Source organism: Allostreptomyces psammosilenae (assembly GCF_013407765.1).
Taxonomy (GTDB): domain Bacteria; phylum Actinomycetota; class Actinomycetes; order Streptomycetales; family Streptomycetaceae; genus Allostreptomyces; species Allostreptomyces psammosilenae.
Window position 1 is genome coordinate 196,289 of sequence record NZ_JACBZD010000001.1, and the last position, 21,894, is coordinate 218,182.

Annotated in this window: 15 protein-coding genes and 1 tRNA gene; 13 read left to right on the forward strand and 3 right to left on the reverse strand. The window is 73.2% G+C overall.

Features of this window, described 5'->3' with window-relative positions; all coding sequences use genetic code 11:
- Positions 1–121: 121 nt before the first annotated feature.
- The 13 genes from FHU37_RS00715 (at position 122) to FHU37_RS00775 (ending at position 15,798) form a co-directional block, all read left to right on the forward strand.
- Positions 122–194: transfer RNA gene (locus FHU37_RS00715), tRNA-Arg, on the forward strand.
- A 222-nt stretch (positions 195–416) separates the two neighbouring features.
- Positions 417–1,208, forward strand: coding sequence for an IclR family transcriptional regulator (locus FHU37_RS00720; protein ID WP_179812292.1), 792 nt, complete (start codon positions 417–419; stop codon positions 1,206–1,208).
- Positions 1,209–1,439: 231 nt separating this feature from the next.
- Positions 1,440–2,783 (forward strand): pectate lyase family protein, encoded by a 1,344-nt coding sequence (locus tag FHU37_RS00725; RefSeq protein WP_179812293.1) that lies wholly within the window; start codon positions 1,440–1,442, stop codon positions 2,781–2,783.
- Positions 2,784–2,800: 17 nt separating this feature from the next.
- Positions 2,801–4,015: an aldose epimerase family protein gene (locus FHU37_RS00730; RefSeq protein WP_179812294.1), complete on the forward strand. Its 1,215-nt coding sequence runs from the start codon at positions 2,801–2,803 to the stop codon at positions 4,013–4,015.
- Between the two features lie 285 nt (positions 4,016–4,300).
- Positions 4,301–5,221 carry a carbohydrate ABC transporter permease gene (locus FHU37_RS00735; RefSeq protein WP_376773872.1) on the forward strand — a complete coding sequence of 307 codons (921 nt, stop codon included), beginning with the start codon at positions 4,301–4,303 and terminating at the stop codon, positions 5,219–5,221.
- Positions 5,221–6,168, forward strand: a complete 948-nt coding sequence (locus FHU37_RS00740) for a carbohydrate ABC transporter permease (protein WP_179812295.1) — start codon at positions 5,221–5,223, stop codon at positions 6,166–6,168. The genes FHU37_RS00735 and FHU37_RS00740 overlap by 1 nt, the downstream gene beginning before the upstream one ends.
- Positions 6,169–6,266: 98 nt before the next feature.
- Positions 6,267–7,151 carry an NAD-dependent epimerase/dehydratase family protein gene (locus FHU37_RS00745; protein ID WP_312892729.1) on the forward strand — a complete coding sequence of 295 codons (885 nt, stop codon included), beginning with the start codon at positions 6,267–6,269 and terminating at the stop codon, positions 7,149–7,151.
- Positions 7,152–7,301: 150 nt separating this feature from the next.
- Positions 7,302–8,228, forward strand: a complete 927-nt coding sequence (locus FHU37_RS00750; RefSeq protein ID WP_179812297.1) for a 5-dehydro-4-deoxyglucarate dehydratase — start codon at positions 7,302–7,304, stop codon at positions 8,226–8,228.
- Between the two features lie 2 nt (positions 8,229–8,230).
- Positions 8,231–9,325 carry a mandelate racemase/muconate lactonizing enzyme family protein gene (locus tag FHU37_RS00755; RefSeq protein ID WP_179812298.1) on the forward strand — a complete coding sequence of 365 codons (1,095 nt, stop codon included), beginning with the start codon at positions 8,231–8,233 and terminating at the stop codon, positions 9,323–9,325.
- A 66-nt stretch (positions 9,326–9,391) separates the two neighbouring features.
- Positions 9,392–11,470, forward strand: coding sequence for a DUF6807 family protein (locus FHU37_RS29190; RefSeq protein ID WP_179812299.1), 2,079 nt, complete (start codon positions 9,392–9,394; stop codon positions 11,468–11,470).
- On the forward strand, positions 11,467–12,543 hold the full coding sequence (locus FHU37_RS00765; protein ID WP_312892358.1) for a LacI family DNA-binding transcriptional regulator: 1,077 nt from the start codon (positions 11,467–11,469) through the stop codon (positions 12,541–12,543). Before FHU37_RS29190 ends, FHU37_RS00765 begins: the two co-directional genes overlap by 4 nt.
- A complete protein-coding gene (locus FHU37_RS00770) occupies positions 12,544–14,253 on the forward strand; it encodes a glycoside hydrolase family 43 protein (RefSeq protein WP_179812300.1) in 1,710 nt (569 codons plus the stop codon). It begins immediately after the preceding gene.
- Between the two features lie 204 nt (positions 14,254–14,457).
- Positions 14,458–15,798, forward strand: a complete 1,341-nt coding sequence (locus FHU37_RS00775) for an ABC transporter substrate-binding protein (protein WP_179812301.1) — start codon at positions 14,458–14,460, stop codon at positions 15,796–15,798.
- An 80-nt stretch (positions 15,799–15,878) separates the two neighbouring features.
- Here FHU37_RS00775 and FHU37_RS00780 read toward each other — a convergent pair whose 3' ends face one another.
- The 3 genes from FHU37_RS00780 to FHU37_RS00790 form a co-directional block, all read right to left on the reverse strand.
- A complete protein-coding gene (locus FHU37_RS00780) occupies positions 15,879–19,328 on the reverse strand; it encodes a S8 family serine peptidase (RefSeq protein WP_179812302.1) in 3,450 nt (1,149 codons plus the stop codon).
- A 192-nt stretch (positions 19,329–19,520) separates the two neighbouring features.
- The gene (locus FHU37_RS00785; RefSeq protein WP_179812303.1) at positions 19,521–21,185 is read right to left on the reverse strand and encodes an MDR family MFS transporter; all 1,665 of its coding nucleotides are present in this window, start codon (positions 21,183–21,185) and stop codon (positions 19,521–19,523) included.
- Positions 21,182–21,886, reverse strand: coding sequence for a TetR/AcrR family transcriptional regulator (locus tag FHU37_RS00790; protein WP_179812304.1), 705 nt, complete (start codon positions 21,884–21,886; stop codon positions 21,182–21,184). Before FHU37_RS00790 ends, FHU37_RS00785 begins: the two co-directional genes overlap by 4 nt.
- Between the last annotated feature and the right edge of the window lie 8 nt (positions 21,887–21,894).

Genomic DNA, 21,894 nt, shown 5'->3' on the forward strand with positions numbered 1-21,894 from the left:
GGTGCGCGCGAGGTGTCGGGGGCGGCGGGTGCTGGTGGGGGCGCCCGTCGCCGATCGTGTAGAGTTGTCCCGTCAACGCCGCCGGAGACACCCGGCCGTCACGGACGGTATCCGGCAGCGGGCGCTCGTAGCTCAACGGATAGAGCACTTGACTACGGATCAAGAGGTTGCAGGTTCGAGTCCTGCCGAGCGCACACAGCGGTGAACCGAAGGCCCCGGCGGCTCCCTCAGGGAGTGCGCGCGGGGCCTTCGGCGTTTCGGTCGCCGTCGCTCGAACGCCGGCCGGCCGGTCCACCCAGCTGATCCGCCCGCCCTCCGAGGAGCGCCGGCACCTTTCGGCCCCCCGCCGGCGTTCCATATGGTGAACGTCAAGTCGTAGCGTGAACCGGTGCACTGCACAGGAAAGGGGTCGGGACATGGCGCCAGCGTCACCCCCCGTGGCCGCGGTGAGCGGCGGTGGTTCGCAGGTGAAGTCAGCCGTGCGGACGGTCGAGTTGCTGGAGTACTTCGCCGGTCGGCCCGGCATGCACAGCCTCGCCGAGGTGCAGGCGGAGGTGAAGTATCCGAAGTCCAGCCTGTACATGCTGCTGCGCACGCTGGTGGAGCTGGGCTGGGTGGAGACCGACATCACCGGGACCCGGTACGGGATCGGGGTGCGGGCCCTGCTGGTGGGCACCTCCTACATCGACGGCGACGCGGTGGTGGGCGCGGCCCGCTCGGTGCTGGACCGGCTGGCCGAGGAGACCACCGAGACCATCCACCTGGCCCGGCTGGACGGGCCGAACGTGGTGTACCTGGCCACCCGGCAGTCCCAGCACTACCTGCGGCCGTTCACCCGGGTCGGCCGCCGGCTGCCCGCGCACAGCACCTCCCTCGGCAAGGCGCTGCTGGCCACCTGCACCGACGACCAGGTGCGCCGGCTGCTGCCGGAACGGCTGGAGCCGCTGACCGAGCACACCATCACCGACCGGGAGCAGCTGATCGCCGAGCTGGCGGACATCCGGCGCCGCGGCTACGCGGTGGACCGCGAGGAGAACACCCTGGGTCTGCGCTGCTTCGGTGTCGCGGTGCGGTACCGCACGCCGGCCCGGGACGCCATCAGCTGCTCGGTGCCGGTCGCCCGGCTGACCCCGGAACGCGAGCGGGCGGTCACCGAGGCCCTGGTCTACGCCGGCGAGATGCTGGAACTCGCCACCCGACGGCTGTGACCGTCCCGGCCCACGGCTGACGGACCCTCACCCACCCACAACGGCCGCCGGACCGCCGCCCCGCCCCGTGCGCGGGGTCGCGGTCCGGCGGCTTTCTCGTGCCCGCGTGTCGAACGTATTGACAGTGTGATGGGTCACTCCTATGGTCCGGCGTACATCAATGAGATTGAGGATCACATACATGAACGTCGGTGATCCCGGACCGTACGGCCGCCCCCTAGGAGGAGTTCCGTGCGCACCACCACAAGGGCCCTCGTCTCCGCCGCCTGCTGCCTGACCGTCCTCGGCGCCCTGGCGCCCGCGGCGGCGGCCGGCGGCCGTCACCAGGCCGTGCCCGCCGGGTACGAACGCCTCGCCCGGCAGCCCCTGGCGGACGGCGACGGATGGGCCTCCGCGGACGGCGGCACCACCGGAGGCTCGGCCGCCACCCCCGAGCAGGTCTTCGTCGTGGACGACCGGGCCGAACTCGTCGCGGCGCTCGGCGGCGACAACGCCAGCAACGGCGCCAACGACACCCCGAAGATCATCTACCTGCGCGGCACCATCGACGCCAACACCGACGACGCCGGCAACCCGCTGAGCTGCGCGGACTACGCCACCGACGGCTACTCGCTGGAGGCGTACCTGGCCGCCTACGACCCGGCCGTCTGGGGCCGCGACAGCGAGCCCTCCGGCCCGCTGGAGGAGGCTCGGCTCGCCTCGCAGCGGCGCCAGGCCGAGCGGGTGCAGATCCGGGTCGGCTCCAACACCACGATCATCGGCCTCGGCGACGACGCCCGGCTGCTCGGCGGCAACCTGCTGCTGCGCGGTGTGGACAACGTCATCATCCGCAACGTCACCTTCGAGGACGCCGCCGACTGCTTCCCGCAGTGGGACCCCACCGACGGCTCCACCGGCAACTGGAACTCCGAGTACGACACCGTCACCGTGCACAGCTCCACCCACGTGTGGGTGGACCACTCCACCTTCACCGACGGTCGCAACCCCGACTCCGAGCTGCCCCACTACTACGGGCGCATCTGGCAGCAGCACGACGGACTGCTGGACATCACCCACGGCTCGGACCTGGTGACCCTGAGCTGGAACCGGTTCGCCGACCACGGCAAGACCCACCTCATCGGCAGCACCAACAGTCCCACCTACGACGTGGGCAAGCTGCGGGTGACCCTCCACCACAACTCCTACGCCAACGTGGAGGAGCGCGCCCCGCGGGTCCGCTACGGACAGGTGGACGTCTACAACAACCTCTACACGGTGGGCGCCGAGGCGGCCTACGCGTACGGCATCGGGGTCGGCGTGCGCTCCCAGATCGTCGCCGAGCGGAACTTCTTCGTGCTGGAGGGCGAACGCGGCGCCGCCGACGTCCTCTACAACTGGGGGGGCACCGCGATCAGCGAGTCGGGCAACATCGTCGACGGCCGCCCGGTCTCCCTGCGGTCCGCCTTCAACGCCGCGAACCCGGACCTCGCCCTCGGCGACGACGCCGGCTGGACGCCCACCCTGCGCACCCACGTCCACCCCGCCTGGGCGGTGCCGGCCCTGGTCGGTTTCGGTGCCGGTGCCGGCCGGCTGTGAGAGTTCGGGAGAGCCGTATGACGACCATCCCACCGGGTGCCACCGGCCCCGCCCCCGCTCCGGCGGGGGCGGGAGCCGCGGCCGAGGTGACCACCGAGCCGTTCGACCGCCTGCCGGACGGGCGCACCGTCCACGCGCACACCCTGCGCGCCGGCGACCTGACCGTCCGGCTGCTGGATCTGGGTGCGCGGATCCACTCCGTTCTGGCGCCGGACCGGGAGGGCCGGCCGGGTGAGGTGGTGGTCGGGTGCGACAGCGCGGCCGACTACCTCGGCGGGGGGCGGTTCTTCGGTGCGGTGGTGGGCCGGTTCGCCAACCGGATCGGTGGTGCCCGGTTCACCCTGGACGGCGTCGAGCACCGGCTGCCGGCCAACCGGGGCGCGCTCACCCTGCACGGCGGCGACGGCGGCTTCCACAGCCGGCTGTGGCCGGCCCGGACCTCGCTGACCGCGGACGGCACCGGCGCCCGGGTCGCCTTCACCCGCACCAGCCCCGACGGCGAGGAGGGCTTCCCGGGGAACCTGCACACCACCGTCCAGTACACCCTCACCCCGGACGGCCGCCTGACCATGGACCTGTGGGCCACCACGGACCGGCCCACCGTGATCAACCTGGCCAACCACGTCTACTACAACCTCGCCGGGGTGGACACCGGAGACGGCGGGGGAGCGGCCACCATCGACGACCACCTCCTCCTGCTGCGCGCCGCGCACTTCACCCCCGTCGACGCCACCCTCCTGCCCACCGGAGAGATCCGGCCCACCGCCGGCACCCCGCTGGACTTCACCACCCCCACCCCGGTCGGCGCCCGCCTGGGCGACGCGCACGAACAACTCCGCCTGGCCGGCGGCTACGACCACAACATGGTCCTCGACGGCGCCCCCACCGGCCCGAACGGTCCGGACGCCGAGTCCGACGCCGGGACGGACCCGGACGGCCCGGCGGATCCGCCGCTCGCCGCCCAGCTGCACGATCCGTTCTCTGGCCGCACCCTCACCCTGTCCACCACCGAACCCGGCCTGCAGTTCTACTCCGGCAACCTCCTCGACGGCACACTGACCGGCCGCGCCGGCCACCCCGTCGGCCCCCGCGCCGGACTGTGCCTGGAAACCCAGCACTTCCCCGACTCACCCAACCACCCCGAATTCCCCACCACCGAACTCCGACCCGGCCAGGAATTCCGCTCCCGAACCGTCATGCACTTCACCACCGGACTTCCCGAAGGATGGTGAACGGCCCCACCGGGGCCGGGTCAGGACGCATATCGCCGGCAAACAGCCGAGCGATCCGTCCCGTTCCGAGTGTTCCCGGTGGACTTCCGTGCGGCAGCACCGCCGACGGAAGTCCGCCGCGGAACTCCTCGGCATGCCCGGAAAATGCGGGAAAAACCGTCCGACGGCCCCCATGAAGAAGAATCCGAAAAGCCATCGCCGAGCTGTTGACTTTTCCCCCGGGCGTTTCTACGTTCAAGGGAAAGCGCTTTCCCCATCCTTTTCGAGCCTTAAGGAGTGACGGCCGTGGCCATCGCGGACGCGAAGCTGCGCCGGCGCCCGCAGCTCAGGCCGAGGCGCGGGCGGAGCACGCCGTACCTGCTCATCGCCCCCTCGGTCCTGCTGATGATCGGGTTCCTCGTCTACCCGATCCTGAGCGTGCTCTGGTACAGCCTGCAGACCTACAACGTCACCCAACCGTGGGACAACGGCTTCGCCGGACTGGAGAACTTCCGAACCCTGCTGTTCGAGGATCCGGTCTTCTGGCAGAGCCTCGGCTTCAGCGTCCGATGGGTCCTCGTCGAGGTCTCGCTCCAGCTGGTCTTCGGCCTGGCCCTGGCGCTGATCGTCAACGAGACCTTCATCGGCCGCGGCCTGGCCCGCGCGCTGGTCTTCTCCCCGTGGGCCGTCTCCGGCGTGCTCACCACCGGCATCTGGGTGCTCCTGTACAACCCCACCACCGGCATCTTCCGCTACCTGGCGGACATCGGCATCGGCAGCTACGACACCGCGGTGCTGGCCGACACCGGCTCGGTGTTCTGGGCCGTGGTGGTCGCCGAGCTGTGGCGCGGCGTCCCCTTCTTCGCCATCCTCATCCTCGCCGACCTGCAGAGCGCCTCCCCCGAGCTGTACGAGGCCGCCTCCGTCGACGGCGCCGGACGGATCCGCCGCTTCTGGCACATCACCCTGCCGCACCTGCGGGACGCCATCATCCTGTCCACGCTGCTGCGCGCGGTGTGGGAGTTCAACAACGTCGACCTGCTCTACACCCTCACCGGTGGCGGACCGGCCGGCGTCACCACCACCCTGCCGCTGTACGTGGCGCAGAAGGCCACGCAGTCCCACGAGTTCGGCTACGGCTCGGCACTGACCACCGTCGGCTTCGTGATCCTGCTCTTCTTCTCCATCCTCTACCTGCGGCTGAGCCGGTTCGGAGGCAACCGCTGATGAGCACGCAGCACCTGCACGGCGCGTCGCTCGCCCCGTCCGCCGTGGACACCGCCCCCGGCAAGGAGCCGTCCGCCGCCCCCGGACCGACCGGCCGCGCCGGCGCCGGAGGCCGCCGCACGGGCCGCCGCCGCCCCGGCAACGCGCCGAGGCGCTGGGAGATCTACCTCCCGCTCGGCCTGTACCTGCTGTTCACCCTGGTGCCGTTCTACTGGATGCTGGTGTTCGCGCTCCGGCCCAACGGCTCCACCTCGCTGCTGCCCTGGCCGATCACCTTCGAGCACTTCGAGACGGTCTGGTACGACCTCGGCTACTCCACCTTCTTCTGGAACAGCGTCTGGGTCGGCGTCGCCTCCCTGTTCACCACCACGGTGATCGCGCTGGCCGGCGGCTACGCCCTGGCCCGCTACCCGTTCCGGGGACGCAACATCTTCCTGCTGGCCCTGCTGTGCACCCAGTTCATCCCCGGCGCGATGATGCTCATCCCGCTGTTCGAGATCTTCCGCACCCTGGGCCTGATCAACAGCCTGTGGTCGCTGGTGGTCGCCGAGACCGTCTTCCAGCTGCCGCTGTCGCTCATCCTGATCAGCGGCTTCGTCCGGAACATCCCGATGGAGCTGGAGGAGGCCGCCTGGGTGGACGGCTGCTCCCGGTTCCAGGCGTTCCGCGCCATCGTGCTGCCCATGCTCACGCCCGGCCTGATCGCGGTGGGCTCCTTCGCCTTCATCGGCGCCTGGAACAACTTCCTGTTCGCCCTGATGTTCGTCAACGAGCAGGAGTCGTACACGATCCCGGTCGGCCTGAGCTACACCCTCGGCGAGTACAGCGTCGACTTCGGCGCCCTCGCGGCCGGCGGCGTCGTCGCGGCCCTGCCGGTGGTGGCGATCTTCGCGGTGATCCAGCGCTACCTGGTGCGCGGCATGTCCGCCGGCGCGGTGAAGGGGTGACCTGCATGACGGACAGCACGGACCGGACCACCGGACCAGGCAACGCCGGGACCCACCCGGCCCCCTCCGATCCGTTGCCGGTGGGTAGTCGGGTGTTGGTGACGGGGAGTTCGGGTCGTCTGGGTCGGTGTGTGGCGGCGGTGTTGGTGGGGGCGGGGATGGAGGTGGTCGGGGTGGACACCGCTCCGGCCCCGGCCGGCCCGTACCGCACGGTGCTGCCGGGGTTCCTTCCGGCGGATCTGACGGATCTGGGTGAGGCGTTCGAGGCGATGGTGCGGTTCCGCCCGGCGGCGGTGGTGCACCTGGCGGCGATCGCCACTCCGTTCAGCCGCTCGGACGCGTTCACCTACCGGGTGAACACGCAGTTGGCGTTCAACGTGCTGGAGGCCGCCGCGGGCACGGGGGTGGGCCGTGTCGTGGTGGCCAGCAGCCCGACCGTGGTCGGCTACGGCGCGCCGGGTGGCTGGGTCCCGCGCTACCTGCCGCTGGACGAGGACCACCCCAGCGAGCCGTGGAACGCCTACAGCCTGTCCAAGCTGGCCGCCGAGGAGGCCATGCGGACCTTCGCCCGCACCGGTGGCGACCGCTCCCGCTACGCCGCCTTCCGGCCCTGTTTCGTGGTCGCCCCGGAGGACTGGGAGGGCGCACCCACCCAGACCGGGCACACCATCCGCGAGCGCTTGGACGACGTCGAGTTGTCTGGTCGTGCCCTGTTCAACTACGTCGACGGGCGGGACGCGGCGGAGCTGGTGCTGCGGCTGCTGCACCGGCTGCCGGACATTCCCAGCGGCGAGGTGTTCTACGCCGGGGCCGCCGACGCCCTGGCCCGCGAGCCCTTGGCCGACCTGCTGCCGGCCGCCCACCCGGGCACGGCGGGGCATGCCAAGGCGCTCACCGGCACCACCCCGGCCTTCTCCATCGCCAAGGCCCAACGCCTCCTCGGCTGGCACCCCCGACACAGCTGGCGCGACCACCTCGACTAGGACGTCCGGCTGACGGCGTCTCCCGCTCACCTTCCCCCATCTCCTTCCCGCAGTGAGACGAGCCGGTAGCTCTCCACAACGACATCCCGTCAGCCGTCCCCAGCGGCCACCGCTCCCCCTCCCCCGTACTCGCACCGCCAGAAGGAAACCATGAAGCTCAACGGCGTCCTGTTCTTCCCCCTCACCCCGTTCACGCCCGACGGCCAGGTGGCGACCGACGTCCTGGCCACCCACATCGCCGGCGGCCTGGAGCACGGCCCCGGCGGCGTCTTCGTCGCCTGCGGCACCGGCGAGTTCCACTCCCTGTCCACCGCCGAGCACGCCGCCGCCGTCCGCACCGCCGTGGCCACCACCGCCGGACGGGTCCCCGTCCTCGCCGGCGCCGGCGGACCACTCGGCGCAGCCCTGGAGCAGGCCGCGAACGCGCGTGAAGCGGGTGCGGATGGTCTGTTGCTGATGCCGCCGTATGTCGCCAAGTCGCCCACCGAGGGTTTCGCGGCGTATGTGCGTGCGGTCGCGGAGCAGGGGTTGCCGGTGGTGCTCTACCAGCGTGACGGTGTGGTCCTGGATCCGGCCACCGCCGTGGATCTGGCCCGTATCCCGGGCGTGGTGGGGTTGAAGGACGGCAACGGTGACATCGACCGGATGCACCGCGTCGTGCTCGCCATCCGGCGGGAGATCGGTGAGGGTTTCGCGTTCTTCAACGGTCTGCCGACCGCGGAGTTGACCGTGCCGGCGTATCGGGGGATCGGGGTGGATCTGTATTCCTCGGCGGCGTTCTGTTTCGCGCCCGAGGTGGCCACCGCCTTCCACCGTGCCCTGACCGGTGGTGACCAGGACGTGGTCGGTCGGCTGCTCAGCGAGTTCTACGGCCCCCTGGTGGAACTGCGTAGCCGGGTGCCTGGTTATGCGGTCTCGCTGGTGAAGGCGGGTGCGCGGTTGCGGGGGTTGGAGGTGGGGCCGGTGCGGGCGCCGCTGGTGGAGCCGAGCGCCGAGGACCTCAAGGAGTTGGCGCGGATCATCGACACCGGTTTGGCGCTGGTCGGCGCCGAGGCTCGGGTGGAGGGCGGTGTCTGAGGATGGCGATCGCCCCGATCGCGGTGGTCGAGGCCACCGCGCACCGTGTGCCGCTGCCGCGCCCGTGGGGGCCGGACGTGCCGGCGAACCACCTGATCGTGTGCACCGTCACCGACGAGGACGGCCGCACCGGCACCGGCTTCACCTGGACCCCGCAGATCGGCGCCGAAGCGGTGCACTCCATGCTCCTGACCGAGGCCGCCCCCGCCGCCGTCGGCCTGCCCGCCCACCCGGGTGCGGTGTGGGACGTGGTGTGGCGCCACCTGCGTGAGGCCGGCGCCGGCGGCGTCACCACCCTCGCCCTGGCCGCCATCGACACCGCCCTGTGGGACCTGCGCGCCCGCGCCGCCGGCCACGGCGTGATCGACGAGATCGGCCGCCGCCGCGACACCATCCCCGCCTACGGCAGCGGCGTCAACCTCCACTACCCCCTCGACGAACTCCTCGCCCAGGCCGAACGCTGGACCGCCCGCGGCCTACCCGCCATCAAGGTCAAGGTCGGCCGCCCGGACCTGGACGAGGACGTCGAACGCATCGCCGCGGTACGCGCCGCCATCGGCCCACGCACCCGGCTGATGATCGACGCCAACCAACGCTGGGACCTGCCCACCGCCCGCCGCGCCATCACCGCCCTCGCCCGCTACGACCTGCACTGGGTCGAAGAACCCCTCCCCGCCGACGACATCGCCGCCCACACCGCACTCCGCCAGGCCGTGGACGTGCCCATCGCCCTCGGCGAGAACGTCCACACCAGCTACGGCTTCCGCGACCTCCTGATCGCCGGCGCCTGCGACATCGTCCAACCCAACATCGCCCGCGTCGGCGGCATCACCCCCCTGCTCCGCATCGCCGAACTCGCCCGCACCTGGAACATCCCCACCTTCCCCCACCTGCTCCCGGACGTCTCCGCCCAACTCGCCTGCACACTCCCCCTGCCCTGCATGGTCGAGGACGTCGAAGACGCCTCCTTCACCGCCCTCGGCCTCCTCACCGGCGAACCCCCCGTCCACATCACAGCCGGCACCGCCCACCCCGGCCACCACCACGGCCTCGGCCTCACCTTCGACCCCCAACGCCTCACCACCACCCGGATCTGACCCCGGCCGACCCCCCACCCCCGACCACGTCCCTCATCCGCCCTCTCGACCCGAGGAGCCACCGGCATGGACGCAACCCGCATCGCCCTGGTGGGCGCCCACGGCCACGGGCGGTGGCACCTGCGCAACCTGCGGGAGCCGGCCGCCGCCGGGCGGGCCGACCTCGTCGCCGTCTGCGACCTGGTCCCCGTCCAGGACGACCTCCTGGACGGACTCGGACCCACCCCGCCGCGGCAGGGCGCCGACCTGGGCGCCCTGCTGCGGCAGACCCGCCCCGAGATCACCATCATCGCCACGCCCATCCCCACCCACGTCGACCTGGCCCTGACCGCGCTGGCCGCCGGGTCCCACGTGCTGCTGGAGAAGCCCACCGCGGCCACCCTCGCCGAGTACCGGCGGCTGGTGGAGGGCGTGGACGCCTCCGGCCTGGCCTGCCAGATCGGCTTCCAGTCGCTGGGCTCCACCGCCGTGGAGACGACCCGCCGGCTGATCGCCGAGGGCGCGATGGGGCGGGTCACCGGCATCGGCGCCGCCGGCGCCTGGAGCCGTGACGCCGCCTACTACAGCCGCGCCCGGTGGGCCGGACGGCGCCGGATCGACGGCGTGGACGTGGTCGACGGGGTGCTCACCAACCCGCTCGCGCACGCCGTCGCCACCGCGCTGGCGGTGGACGGCAGCGAGGGCGAGGACGACGTCCGCGACATCGAGCTGGAGCTGTTCCACGCCAACCCGATCGAGAGCGACGACACCTCCGCGCTGCGGCTGACCACCGCGCGCGGCACCACCCTCACCGTCACCGCCACCCTCTGCGCCGACCGCCGGCACGAGCCGTACGTGCTGGTGCACGGCGAACGCGGCCGGATCACCCTGTGGTACACGCTCGACCAGGTCCGCCTCGACCTCGGCGACGGCAGCTCCACGACCTACTCCGGCGGCCGCACCGACCTGCTGGAGAACCTGATCGGCCACGTCCGCGCCGGCGAGGAGCTGCTGGTGCCGCCGCGCCGCACCGGCGCCTTCACCCGGGTGCTGGAGGCGGTGCGCACCGCGCCCGACCCGCTGCCCATCCCGCAGCGGTACGTGCGCACCGTGCCCGCCGAGGACGGCACCGAACGGCGAGAGCTCGACGGCGCCGCGGAGCTGGCCGCCTGCGGCGCCGACCGGCTGGCGCTGCTGTCCGAACTCGGCGTGCCCTGGGCGCGCCGCGACCAGGGCACGGACCCGGACCGGCGGGGGGACGGCGTGGTCACCCTGACGGTCGGCGAGCGGCCGGTCGCCGACTACGTCACCGCCTGGCCGGCGCACCTGCCCGCCCGGCTCTCCCCGCGTCCCTTCTGGCACCCGGTGCGCACCCTGGCCGGCACCGCCGTCACCGAGTTCATGCCGGTCGACCACCTGCACCACCTCGGGGCCTCGCTGGCCGTCCCGGACGTCGCCGGCCAGAACTTCTGGGGCGGACGCACCTTCGTCGCGGGCGCCGGCCCCACCGAGCTGGCCAACCACGGCACCCAGCGCCACCTCGCCTTCACCCGGCTCGACGACGCCGGATTCACCGAGGAGCTGGCCTGGCACGGCGCGGACGGCGCCGTGCTGCTGACCGAGCGGCGCACGGTGCGGGCCCGCCCCGTGGAGGCCGACGGCGTCGCCGCCTGGGCCCTGGACCTCGCGGTGGAGCTGGCCGTCGCCGGGGAGCGGCCGGTGCGCATCGGCAGCCCGGCGACCAACGGCCGCCCCGGCGCCGGCTACGGCGGCTTCTTCTGGCGGCTGCCCGGCACTTCCACGGACATCGCCGTGCGGGTGCCCGGGGGCGAGGGCGAGGCGGCGGCGCACGGCAGCCACGCCGACTGGGTGGCGGTGTGCGGCACCACGGCCACCGGGGCCGGCTGGACGGTGGCCTTCGCCGCCGCCGACCCGCGCACCGCGGCCGACGCGTGGTTCGTGCGGGCCCGGGAGTACCCCGGCGTCGGCTCCTCGCTCGCCTGGGCGGAACCGGTCGAGGTGGGCCCGGACGATCCGCTGCGCCGCCGGCACACCGTCGTGGTCGCCGACGGCCGGTGCGCCCCGGAGACGGCGGCGGCCCTGGTCGCCGCCGCCGCGGACGCCGCGGCGCGCGAGGCCCGCAGTTCCGGACGGGAGGAACGGTGACCCGCCGGGTGGCCGTGACGCTGGAGGACGTCGCCCGCCGGGCCGGCGTCTCCCTCTCCACGGCCTCCCGGGTCATCAACGGCAGCACCCGCAGCGTCACCCCCGAGTTCCGCGAACGCGTGCTCGGCGCCGCCTCCGAGCTCGGCTACCTGCCCAACCGGCACGCCCAGGCCGTGGCCCGGGGTCGCAGCAGCCTGATCGGGGTGCTGGTGCACGACATCGCCGACCCGTACTTCTCCAGCATCGCCGCCGGGGCCATGCGCGAGGCCGAGCCGCACGGCATGGTGGTGCTCGGCAACAGCCTGCGCCGCCCGGAGTACGAGCCGGAGTTCGTCGCCACCATGCGGGCCCAGCGCACCCGGGCGCTGGTCCTGGTGGGCAGCCGGGTCCGGGACGCCGGGCGCACCCGGGCGCTGCGCGCGGAGGTGGCCGCCTTCCTGGCCGAGGGCGGCCAGGTCTGCGCGGTCGGCCAGCCCGGGCTCGGCGCGCACACCGTGCAGCCGGCCAACCGTGCGGGGGCCCGGGCGCTGGCGCACGCGCTGGCCGACCGGGGGTACCGGGACTTCGCCGTGCTGCGCGGGCCGGACGCCCTGCTGACCGCCACCGAGCGGCTGGCCGGGTTCTGCGAGGGCCTGGCCGCGCGCGGGCTCTCCGTGCCGGACGCCGCGGTGATCCCGGGGCCCTTCACCCGGGAGGGCGGCCACGCGGCGGCGCTCGCCCTGCTGGAGGCGGGTCCGCTGCCGGACTGCGTGTTCGCGGTCAACGACGTGATGGCGCTCGGCGCCCTGGCCGCCTTCCGCGAGCAGGGGATAGCCGTGCCGGACGACGTCGCGCTGGCCGGTTTCGACGACATCCCGACGCTGCGCGACGTCGCCCCGGCCCTGACCACCGTGCGGCTGCCGCTCACCGCGATGGGGCAGCGGGCCGCCGCGCTCGCCCTGGAGGCGTCCGCCGGCCCGCCCCGGCTGGTCCGGGTGGACGCCGAGGTGGTGCTGCGGGAGTCCACCCGGCGCCCGGTGGCGATGGCGGCGGCCACTCCGGCGGCGCACCCGACCGGCTCCAGGAGGACGTGAATGGAACCGCGCTACCGCAACCCGGTCCTACCGGCGGACTGGTCCGACCCCGACGTGGTGCGGGTCGGTGAGGACTTCTACCTGACCGCCTCCAGCTTCCACCGCACCCCCGGGCTGCCGCTGCTGCACTCCCGCGACCTGGTGCACTGGACGCTGGTCGGGCACGCGCTGCCCCGGTTGCACGAGGCCGGGGCGTACTCCCGGCCCCGGCACGGCTCCGGCGTGTGGGCGCCGGCGATCCGGCACCACGACGGGCGGTTCGTGATCGTCTACCCGGATCCGGACCACGGGCTGTTCACCGTGACGGCGAAGGACCCGGCCGGGCCGTGGAGCGAGCCGCGGTTGCTGCGGGCCGGCCGGGGGCTGATCGACCCCTGCCCGCTGTGGGAGGAGGACGGCACCGCCTGGCTGGTGCACGGCTGGGCCCGCAGCCGCAGCGGCATCGGCAACCGGCTGACCCTGCACCGGATGAGCCCCGACGCCGGCGAGCTGCTGGACGAGGGCCGCACCGTGGTGGACGGCGACGCCATCGACGGCTGCCGCACCCTGGAGGGCCCCAAGCTGTACCGCCGGGACGGCTGGTACTGGATCCTGGCCCCGGCCGGCGGGGTGGCCACCGGGTGGCAGTACGCCTTCCGCTCCCGGCGGATCGAGGGGCCCTACGAGCACCGGGTGGTGCTGGCCCAGGGCGCCACCGGGGTCAACGGTCCGCACCAGGGCGCCTGGGTGGACACCCCCTCCGGCGAGGACTGGTTCCTGCACTTCCAGGACCGGGGCGCCTATGGCCGGGTCGTGCACCTGCAGCCGATGGGCTGGCGGGCGGACGGCTGGCCGGTGATGGGCGTCGACGCCGACGGGAGCGGCCTCGGCAGCCCGGTGGCCGAGTGGCCGGCGCCGCGGGTCGCGAGGCCGGGGCCGCCGGCGCGTCCCGCCGACGGCGACGACTTCACCGGCGCGGGCCCGGGGCCGCAGTGGTCCTGGCAGGGCGACCCGGGCCACCCGGACGGCGCGGGGCCCACCGGAGCGGGCTGGTACGCCATGGGGCCGGGCGGGGCGGGGGGCCGGGACCACCCCCTGTCCCTCAGCTGCCGGCGGGACGAGCTGGCGGCCGACCTGCGCGCGCTGCCGAACGTGCTGGAGCAGCGCTTCCCGGCCGAGGAGTTCGACGCGTGCACCACGCTGCGGCTGGAGTCGACGGCGGACGGGGCGCGCGCCGGGCTCGCCGTGCTGGGCCGGGAGTACGCGTGGGTCGGCCTGGAGCGGCGGGACGGGCACAGCTGGCTGGTGGCCCGCACCACCTTCCCGTCGGGCGACCCGGCGGGGGCGGGCGATCGGGAGGCCGGGACGGTCGGGGGCGCCGCGGCGGCCGGCGCCTCGGCGAGCGCCGAACGGGACGCGGCCGAGCCGGTCCGGGTGCCGGACGGCGCCCGGGTGGTGCTCCGGCTGCGCACCCGCGCGGGCGCGGTCTGCCACCTCGACGCCCGGGTGTCCGACGGCACCGGGCCGGTCACCGACGTGGCCGACGCGACCGGTGCGGCGGGTGCTGCGGGGGTGGCCTGCGGGCCGTTCGGCGCCGTGCCGGGGCGCTGGGTGGGCGCCGCCGTGGCGCTCTTCGCGGCGGCGCCCGGCGCCTCCGGTGAGGGCCCGGAGGAGGAAAACCCCGGAGCCGGCCTTTTCGGACCCTTCGTGGTGGAACACGTTGGAAAATGATGGTTTTCCGGAAATTTTCCCGGTTTCCGGGGGATTGACGGGTTGTCTCCGCAATGCCAGTCTCGGCTCAAGCGGAGAAAGCGCTTTCCCGGTCCTCGGGAAAGTGATTTCGGATTCGCGCCGGGGATCGCCCGGGCGAGGGAACGACCGCCCCGCGCGGTCGATGGTGATTCCTATGACTGCACGACGCGAAAGGCGACGTCCATGACATCCAGCCGTTCCGGGCGGCGGACCGTCCGCCGGTTCACCGCCGCGACAGCCGTCCTGGCGGCCTCCACCCTCCTGCTCACCGCGTGTGGTTCCGGCTCCGGTTCGGATTCCGCCGACGGGACGGTGGAGATCACCTTCTGGGACAACAACGGCGGCCCCGGGCGCACTCCGCTGTGGGAGCACATGATCGCCGAGTTCGAGAAGGCGAACCCGGGCATCACGGTGAACTACGTGGGCGTGCCCATCGCCCAGGTGCAGCAGAAGTACGACACGGCGGTGGCCGCGGGCGGGCTGCCGGACGTCGGTGGCGTCTCCACCGCCTACCTGTCCGGCCTCGCCATCCAGGAGGCGCTGGAGCCGCTGGACGAGCGGTTCGAGGCGAGCCCGCTGAGGGACGAGCTGGGCGCGAACTTCGTGGAGTCCGTCCGGGCCGCGGCCCACGACGACCAGCTGTACTCGATACCGACCTCCGCCAACATGGGCATCCTCTGGTACCGGACCGACTGGTACGAGGAGGCCGGGCTGGAGCCCCCGAACACCTGGGACAACTTCTTCACCTCGGTGGAGGAGCTGACCGACGCCTCGCAGAACCGTTACGGCTTCACCATTCGCGGCGGCGCCGGATCGATCCCGCAGGTGCTGGACGAGATCTACTCGATGTCCGGCATCCCGACCGTCTTCGACGAGTCCGGGCAGGCCACGGTCAACGACCCGGAGAACGTCGCCGCGCTGGAGCGGATCGTCGACCTCTACCAGACCGCGACGCCCTCGGCCGACCTGAACAACGACTACACCAAGATGGTCGCCCAGTTCGACGGCGGTTCGATCGGGATCATGCACCACAACCTGGGCTCGTACCAGGACCACATGAACACCCTCGGCCCGGACAAGGTGACCGGCATCCCGCTGCCGGTCTCCGACGAGGGGAACCACAACATCACCTCCAACCCGGTGGACGGCCTGGGCGTGTTCCGCACCAGCGAGCACAAGGAGGAGGCCTGGAAGTTCGTCGAGTTCGTCGCCTCCAAGGCGATGAACAGCTACTGGTCGCAGAACGTGGGCCAGATCCCGGCCAACACCTCGGTGGGCGAGGAGCCGTGGGTGGCGGAGAACGCGACGCTGGCGAGCGCGCTGGAGGCGATGAACGACCCGGCGACCAACATCGTCCAGCTCCCGTACTACCTGCCGGAGTTCAACGCGATCACCAAGACGGACATGGAGCCGGTGTTCCAGTCCGTGCTGCTCGGTGACGTCTCGGCCCAGGAGTTCCTGGACCAGATGGCGGCCGCGCTGGAGGAGGCGCAGGCCGGCTGGCTGGAGCGCCAGGGCGGCTGACCCCGGGCAGACGGACGCCGGCGCCCCGGCGGGAGGGCTCTCCCGCCGGGGCGCCGGCGTGTTCGGGGCCGGGCGGAGGGTCAGCCGGTCGCGCCGGTGATCTCCACGCGGGCCGTGCCGACCACCGAGCCGCTCGCCTCGACCAGGTCCACCTCGCCGAAGAAGGTCCGGTCGGCCGGCGCCGGGCCGGCCACGGTGACCTGGGCGGTCACCGGGCTGGTGGCGCCGCTGTCCAGCCGGACCTCGCCGCCGTCCACCGTCACCCCGCCGAGCAGCGGGGAGTGGTAGACGTCCAGGTAGTCGTAGGCGGTGCTGCCGGCGGGGACGCTGTAGCCCTGCACCACCACCGTGTACCGGCCGGCGGGCGGGTACGGGATGCTCACCGACTCCTCGGAGTCGCCGTCGGCGGAGGAGCCGATCAGGCCGCCGTCCAGGTAGACGTACAGGTCCAGGTCGGCCTGCGGGTCGGCGGCCCCGCCGATGGTGAAGGCGGCGCTGGAGGCGCCCTCGGGCACGGTGACCTCGGTGGTGACCGACTCGCCGGTGGCGATGGTCGGCCGTGCCTGCGCCGAGGAGCCGAGGTCGCCGCCCCGCAGGGAGCCGGTCAGGCCGGCGAAGCGGTTGTGCACGTTCCACTCCACGGCGGTGGGCTCGCCGACGGCGGGGGAGGGGATCGTCCGCACGGCGGGCTCGAACTCCGCGCCGAAGACGCTGGTGGTGACGGTGTACGGGTTGGACAGCAGCGGCGAGGTGCGCCGCGCGTCCACGGTCACCTCCCACACGCCCGGCATCGGGTCGGGGATCGCCCGGCTGTCCGCGTCGCAGAGCTCCGGGGCGTTGTAGTGGTTGGTGTAGCAGTACGCCAGCTCCACCGTGTCGGCCGGCAGGCCGTAGGGGTTGACCAGGGTGAAGCGGGTCTGGCTGCCCTCGCCGAGGCCCGACAGGTTCACCTGGAGCGCGGTGGCGCCCTCGGGCACGCTGACGAAGTAGGAGTCGACCTGCCCGCGGTCCACCCGGCCGGTCCCGGTGCTCCGGTAGCCGGTCTCGGTGGCCAGCGGGGTGGAGACCAGCACGGTCGCCATCATCTGGTGGTCGTAGCCGCGGGTCGCCGGGTCGTCGACGCGCAGCAGGGCGCTGTGCGCGCCGACGCCGCCGCGGGCGGTGACGGTGAACGTGACCGGTTCGCCGAGCGGCAGCCGCAGGGAGCGCACGGTGGAGAAGGTGCCGTCGTTGCCGGCCCAGCTCAGCTCGTGGCGCACCGCGCCGGCGGCCCCGCCGGTGCGGGTGATGGTGACCTGGTACGTCTTGGCCCGGCCGGCGACCGGCCCGCCCTCGGCGGGGGTGCCGCGGTCGTAGATTCCGGCGCCGAGGCCCGGGGTGAGCAGCTGGTCGGCCAGGGCGGTGGTGACCGGGGCGGAGACGGTGTAGCCGCCGGAGGCGACGCGGCCGTCCCGGAGCACCTTCCAGGCCGCGGGGACGTTCATCAGGCCGGCGCCCTGCTGGTAGACCTGGTATCCGTCGATCAGCCGGGCGCTGCTGGTGAGCGCGGTGCGCAGGGTGGCCGGGGTGACGTCCACGCCGCGCGCCCGGGCGGCCGAGAGCAGCAGCGCGGCGCCGCCGGTGGCCTGCGGGGCGGCCATCGAGGTGCCGTTGAACATGCCGTAGCCAGGGGGGAGCGCGTAGCCGGCCTCGGCGATCGGCTGTCCGGGCTGCCACACCGGCACCGGGCTGATCGCGGCACCGGGCGCGGCGAGCGTCGGCTTGTCGCCGCCGTCCTCCCGGGGGCCGGTGGAGGAGAAGGGGAACATGCCCTGGCGCGCGCTGACCGCCGCGCCGTAGTTGGCGGCCCAGGTCTCCCGGCTGACGGAGGCTCCGACGCTGACCACCCGGCTGGCCACCGAGGGGGCGCCGACGGTGTTCAGCCCGGGGCCGCTGTTGCCGGCCGAGAGGAACATCTGCACGCCGTACTCGTCGATCAGCCGGTCGTAGAGCCGGGCGCGGGTGCTGTTGGCGTCGTTCAGGGCGGGCAGCGAGCCGATGGACATGTTGACCACGTCCACGCCGCGGTTCGCCACCAGGTCGATCATGCCCTCGCTGAGCGCCACGGCGGTGCACCCGCCGCTCCAGGAGCACGCCCGGGAGGAGACGATCCGCGCGCCGGGGGCGGCGCCGGTCATCGCGCCGCCGAACATGCCGTTGGCGGCGGTGATGCCGGCGACGTGGGTGCCGTGGGCGGACTCCACCACGCCGATGTTGACGAAGTCGGCGGTGCGTCCGGCCCACTCCTCGCCGACCGGGGAGAGGTCGACGTCGGTGCGGTGCTCCACGACGAAGGAGACGGCCTCGGCGATGTCGGTGGTCGGGTCGTCGGTGCCGAAGTAGCCGACCTGCTGCCGCTCCGCGTAGGGCAGCATGGCCTCCTCGTCGGTGAAGTCGGCGTCGTCGTCGAGGTCGACGCGGACCTCGCCGGTCGCCGGGTCGTACAGCACGGCCCAGGAGTCGATGGAGTCGCCGTCCCGGTTGAGGTCGCCGTACATGTCGCCGCCGGTGGTCTCCGCCTCGGCGAAGGTGTGGATCCGGTAGGCGCCGGCGGGGGCCCGGAAGGCGCGGCCGGCGTACTCGAACGCCGGTCCCCGGACCTCGTCGAGCATCGGCAGCCAGGTGCCGTCGCCGTCGGTGAGCGGGTCGGTGGCGGTGACCCAGTCGACGATCTTGCGCTCGCCGGTGGTGGTCTCCTGGAGGGCGGGGTGGGCGAGGTCCACACCGGAGTCGAGGATGCCGATGGTGACGCCGCGTCCGTCCCAGCGGGGGTTGTCCCGGACGAACTGGGCGGCGCCGGTGTCCTGGATCGGCATGTAGGGGTTGGCGGGGCCGGTCCGGGCGTCGGGCCCGGGGTAGGTCCGCTCCGCGGTGCCCCGCTCGGCGGGCCGGCGCCCGGGCCGCTCCGCCGCGCCGTCCGCCGCCGCGTCGCCGGGCGGGGTGGTGTCCGGGACCAGGTGGGGGGTGCCGGGGGTGGGGAGGTCGCCGGCGTCGGCGCCGCCGGCCCCGTCGCCCTGCCCGCTCGGGGCGCCGGAGGCGGGCTCGCCCTCGACGGGGGAGGGGTCGGGCAGCGGTATCGACTCGTTGAGGTCGATGGCGACGACGTCGCGGGACTCCTGCGCCTCGGCGATGGCGGCGTCGGCCCGCTCGGTGGGAACGGTGACGCGGAGGTAGCCGAGCTCGTCCTCCAGGCGCCCGGTGGACGCTCCGGTCGCGTCGAGCCGGTCGGCGACGGCGTCGGCGCGGCCGGGGGCGGTGGCGAGCAGGAGGGTGACGGCGTCGTGCCCCTCCGCCTTCGCGGTGGCGAGCAGGTCGGCGTCGTGGCCGCCGAGTTTGTCGTCGGCCGCCCCCGGGGTCTGGTCGGCGGTGGTGACCAGGGGCGTGGTGGCGTACGCGGTCCCGGGTACGGACGTGGCGGCCAGGCCTGTGATCAGCCCGGCCGCCACCACGGCTCTCCTCAGGCGCGCTCGCGCCCGCGAATCGTGGGTCATCGGCATCCTTGTCAGGAGGCGTTGTCGGATGACCCGTCAGTATGTCTGTCCTACGAATTCGCTGACGAGGGCCACCGCTGGCGAATACCGGTCATGGCACGAACCAGCCAGCCGCCCGCCGCGGCGCCGCCCGCCGAGGTGCGCCGCGGTGCCGGCCGGCCCCGGCCGGCACCGCGGTCACCCCGCGCCGGTTCAGCTCCGGCCGGCGGGGACCGCCTTCTCGCCGGTGCCGTCCTCGTCGGGGGACGCGGCGGCGGGCCGGTCCGCGCCGGCCGCGCCGGTGCCCTCGGCCTGGCCGGGGGCGCCCATCTGCGCCATCACCTCGGTGGCCAGCGGCTTCTCCCGCAGCATCAGGGAGAGCACGAAGGCCGCCACGAAGGCCGGGGACAGGTAGAGGAAGACGGGGGTCAGCGCGTCGGCGTAGGCCGTCACGAAGAAGTGCTGCATCTCCACGGGCAGCGCCTGGACCAGCGCGGGCGTCAGCGCGTTCGGCTCCGGGACGACCTGGGCGATCTCGCCGGGGATCCGCTCCAGCTCGGCGCCGAGGCGGGAGACGAAGATGGCGCCGAACAGGGCGGTGCCCAGCGAGGCGCCGATCTCCCGGAAGAAGTTGTTCGCCGAGGTGGCCGTGCCCACCTCCTGCGGGGGCACCGCGTTCTGCACCGCGAGCACCAGCACCTGCATGACCAGGCCGAGGCCTGCGCCGAGCACCGCCATGTAGAGGCCGGCGACCACCCGGGAGGTCTCGGCGTCCATCAGGGACAGCAGCACCATGCCGAGGCCGGAGACCGCGGTGCCGACGATCGGGTAGATCTTGTACCGGCCGTTCACGCTGATCCACCGTCCGGACAGGATGGAGGTGATCAGTACGCCGGCCATCATCGGCAGGGTCAGCAGACCGGAGTTGGTGGCCGTCTCGCCGGTGACCATCTGCAGGAAGGTGGGCAGGTAGGCCGCGGCGCCGAACATCCCCAGGCCCACGATCATGCCGATCACGGTGGAGACGGTGAAGATCGAGTCCCGGAACAGCCGCAGCGGGATGATCGGCACGGCCGCGCGCAGCTCGACCAGCACGAAGGCCACGGAGAGCACCACGGTGGCCGCGATCAGGCCGAGGATGGTGCCCGAGCCCCAGTCGTACTCCACCCCGCCCCAGCTGGTGAACAGGATCAGGCAGGTGACCGCGCCGGCCATCAGCGCGGTGCCCAGGTAGTCGAAGGGCGGACGCTGGGCGTGCTCGTGCTTGGGGAGCTTCAGCAGTACGGCGGCGCTGACGAAGGCGAAGACGCCCACCGGCAGGTTGATCCAGAAGCACCAGCGCCAGTCGGCCTGGTCGGTGAAGAACCCGCCGATCAGCGGGCCGGCCACCGAGGAGAGCGCGAAGACGCCGCCCATGACGCCCATGTACCGGCCGCGGTCCCGGGCGGGGACCACGTCGGCGACGATCGCCTGCGCGCAGATCATCAGGCCCGCGCCGCCGATGCCCTGGATGCCGCGGAAGACGATCAGCTGCATCATGCTCTGCGAGAAGCCGCACAGCGCCGAGGCGATGACGAAGATGGCGATGGAGATCAGGAAGAGGTTCTTGCGGCCGTAGAGGTCGCCGAGCTTGCCGAAGATCGGCATGCAGATGGTGGTGGCCAGCAGGTACGAGGTGATGACCCACGACATGTGGTTCACCCCCTCCAGCTCGCCGACGATGGTCGGCAGGGCGGTGCCCAGGATCGTCTGGTCCAGCGAGGCCATCAGCATGGTCAGCAGCAGGCCCGAGAAGACCATGGTGATCTGCCGTCGGCCGGGACCGTCCCCGGCGGGGCCCGCTATGGAGCCGTCTGGGGCGGACGGGCTGGTACTCACGTGTGCTCCTGTGAGGCGGTGTCGGTGTCGGTGGTGGTGGTGGTGTGCGGTGGGGTGCCGTCGCCGTGCGGCGGCGGCACGACCGGGATCACGCCGCCCAGGCCGGAGGCGAGGGCGGCGAGCGCCTCCCTCAGCCACAGCTCGATCGAGCGTTCCTCCTGGTCGGCCACCCACTTCTCGAAGGCGGCCCGCAGGGCGCCGAAGACCGTGGCGGCGATCACCCGGGGGAGCAGGTCGCGTTCCGGGTCGGTGCCGGTGCGCCGTGCCACCGCCCGGACGAGTTCCTGCTCCGACTCGGCCATCACGCTGAGCTGGCGGAGCTTGAGCGTCGGGTTCTCCTCCAGGACCCGGTAGTACCGCCGGGCCTCGGCCAGCTGGGGCGCGTGCCGCGCGATGTCGGCGGTGAAGGCCCGGTAGACGTCGGCCAGCAGGTTGGCCACGCCCTCGCCCTCGGCGACCGGGCGCAGCGTCTCGGCGTGGTCGTCCGGGGTGGGCGGGAGGACGAAGGCCTCCTCCTTGCACCGGAAGTAGTTGAAGAAGGTGCGCGTGGAGAAGCCGGCCCGCTCGCAGATCCGCTCGATGGTGACCGACTCGTAGCCGTGCTCGTCGGCCAGCTCCAGTGCCGCGCGGTGGAGGGCCACGCGGGTGGCCCGCCGCTTGCGGGCGCGCAGGCCCTCGGGGTGGGCGTCGGATGGAGTCATGGATACGA

Bases quoted from the DNA above. Each gene is read 5' to 3' on its own strand.
- FHU37_RS00720 (WP_179812292.1), top strand. From the start codon at position 417: ATGGCGCCAGCGTCACCCCCCGTGGCCGCGGTGAGCGGCGGTGGTTCG.
- FHU37_RS00730 (WP_179812294.1), top strand. From the start codon at position 2,801: ATGACGACCATCCCACCGGGTGCCACCGGCCCCGCCCCCGCTCCGGCG.
- FHU37_RS00740 (WP_179812295.1), top strand. From the start codon at position 5,221: ATGAGCACGCAGCACCTGCACGGCGCGTCGCTCGCCCCGTCCGCCGTG.
- FHU37_RS00750 (WP_179812297.1), top strand. From the start codon at position 7,302: ATGAAGCTCAACGGCGTCCTGTTCTTCCCCCTCACCCCGTTCACGCCC.
- FHU37_RS00755 (WP_179812298.1), top strand. From the start codon at position 8,231: ATGGCGATCGCCCCGATCGCGGTGGTCGAGGCCACCGCGCACCGTGTG.
- FHU37_RS29190 (WP_179812299.1), top strand. From the start codon at position 9,392: ATGGACGCAACCCGCATCGCCCTGGTGGGCGCCCACGGCCACGGGCGG.
- FHU37_RS00770 (WP_179812300.1), top strand. From the start codon at position 12,544: ATGGAACCGCGCTACCGCAACCCGGTCCTACCGGCGGACTGGTCCGAC.
- FHU37_RS00775 (WP_179812301.1), top strand. From the start codon at position 14,458: ATGACATCCAGCCGTTCCGGGCGGCGGACCGTCCGCCGGTTCACCGCC.
- FHU37_RS00780 (WP_179812302.1), bottom strand. From the start codon at position 19,328: ATGACCCACGATTCGCGGGCGCGAGCGCGCCTGAGGAGAGCCGTGGTG.
- FHU37_RS00790 (WP_179812304.1), bottom strand. From the start codon at position 21,886: ATGACTCCATCCGACGCCCACCCCGAGGGCCTGCGCGCCCGCAAGCGG.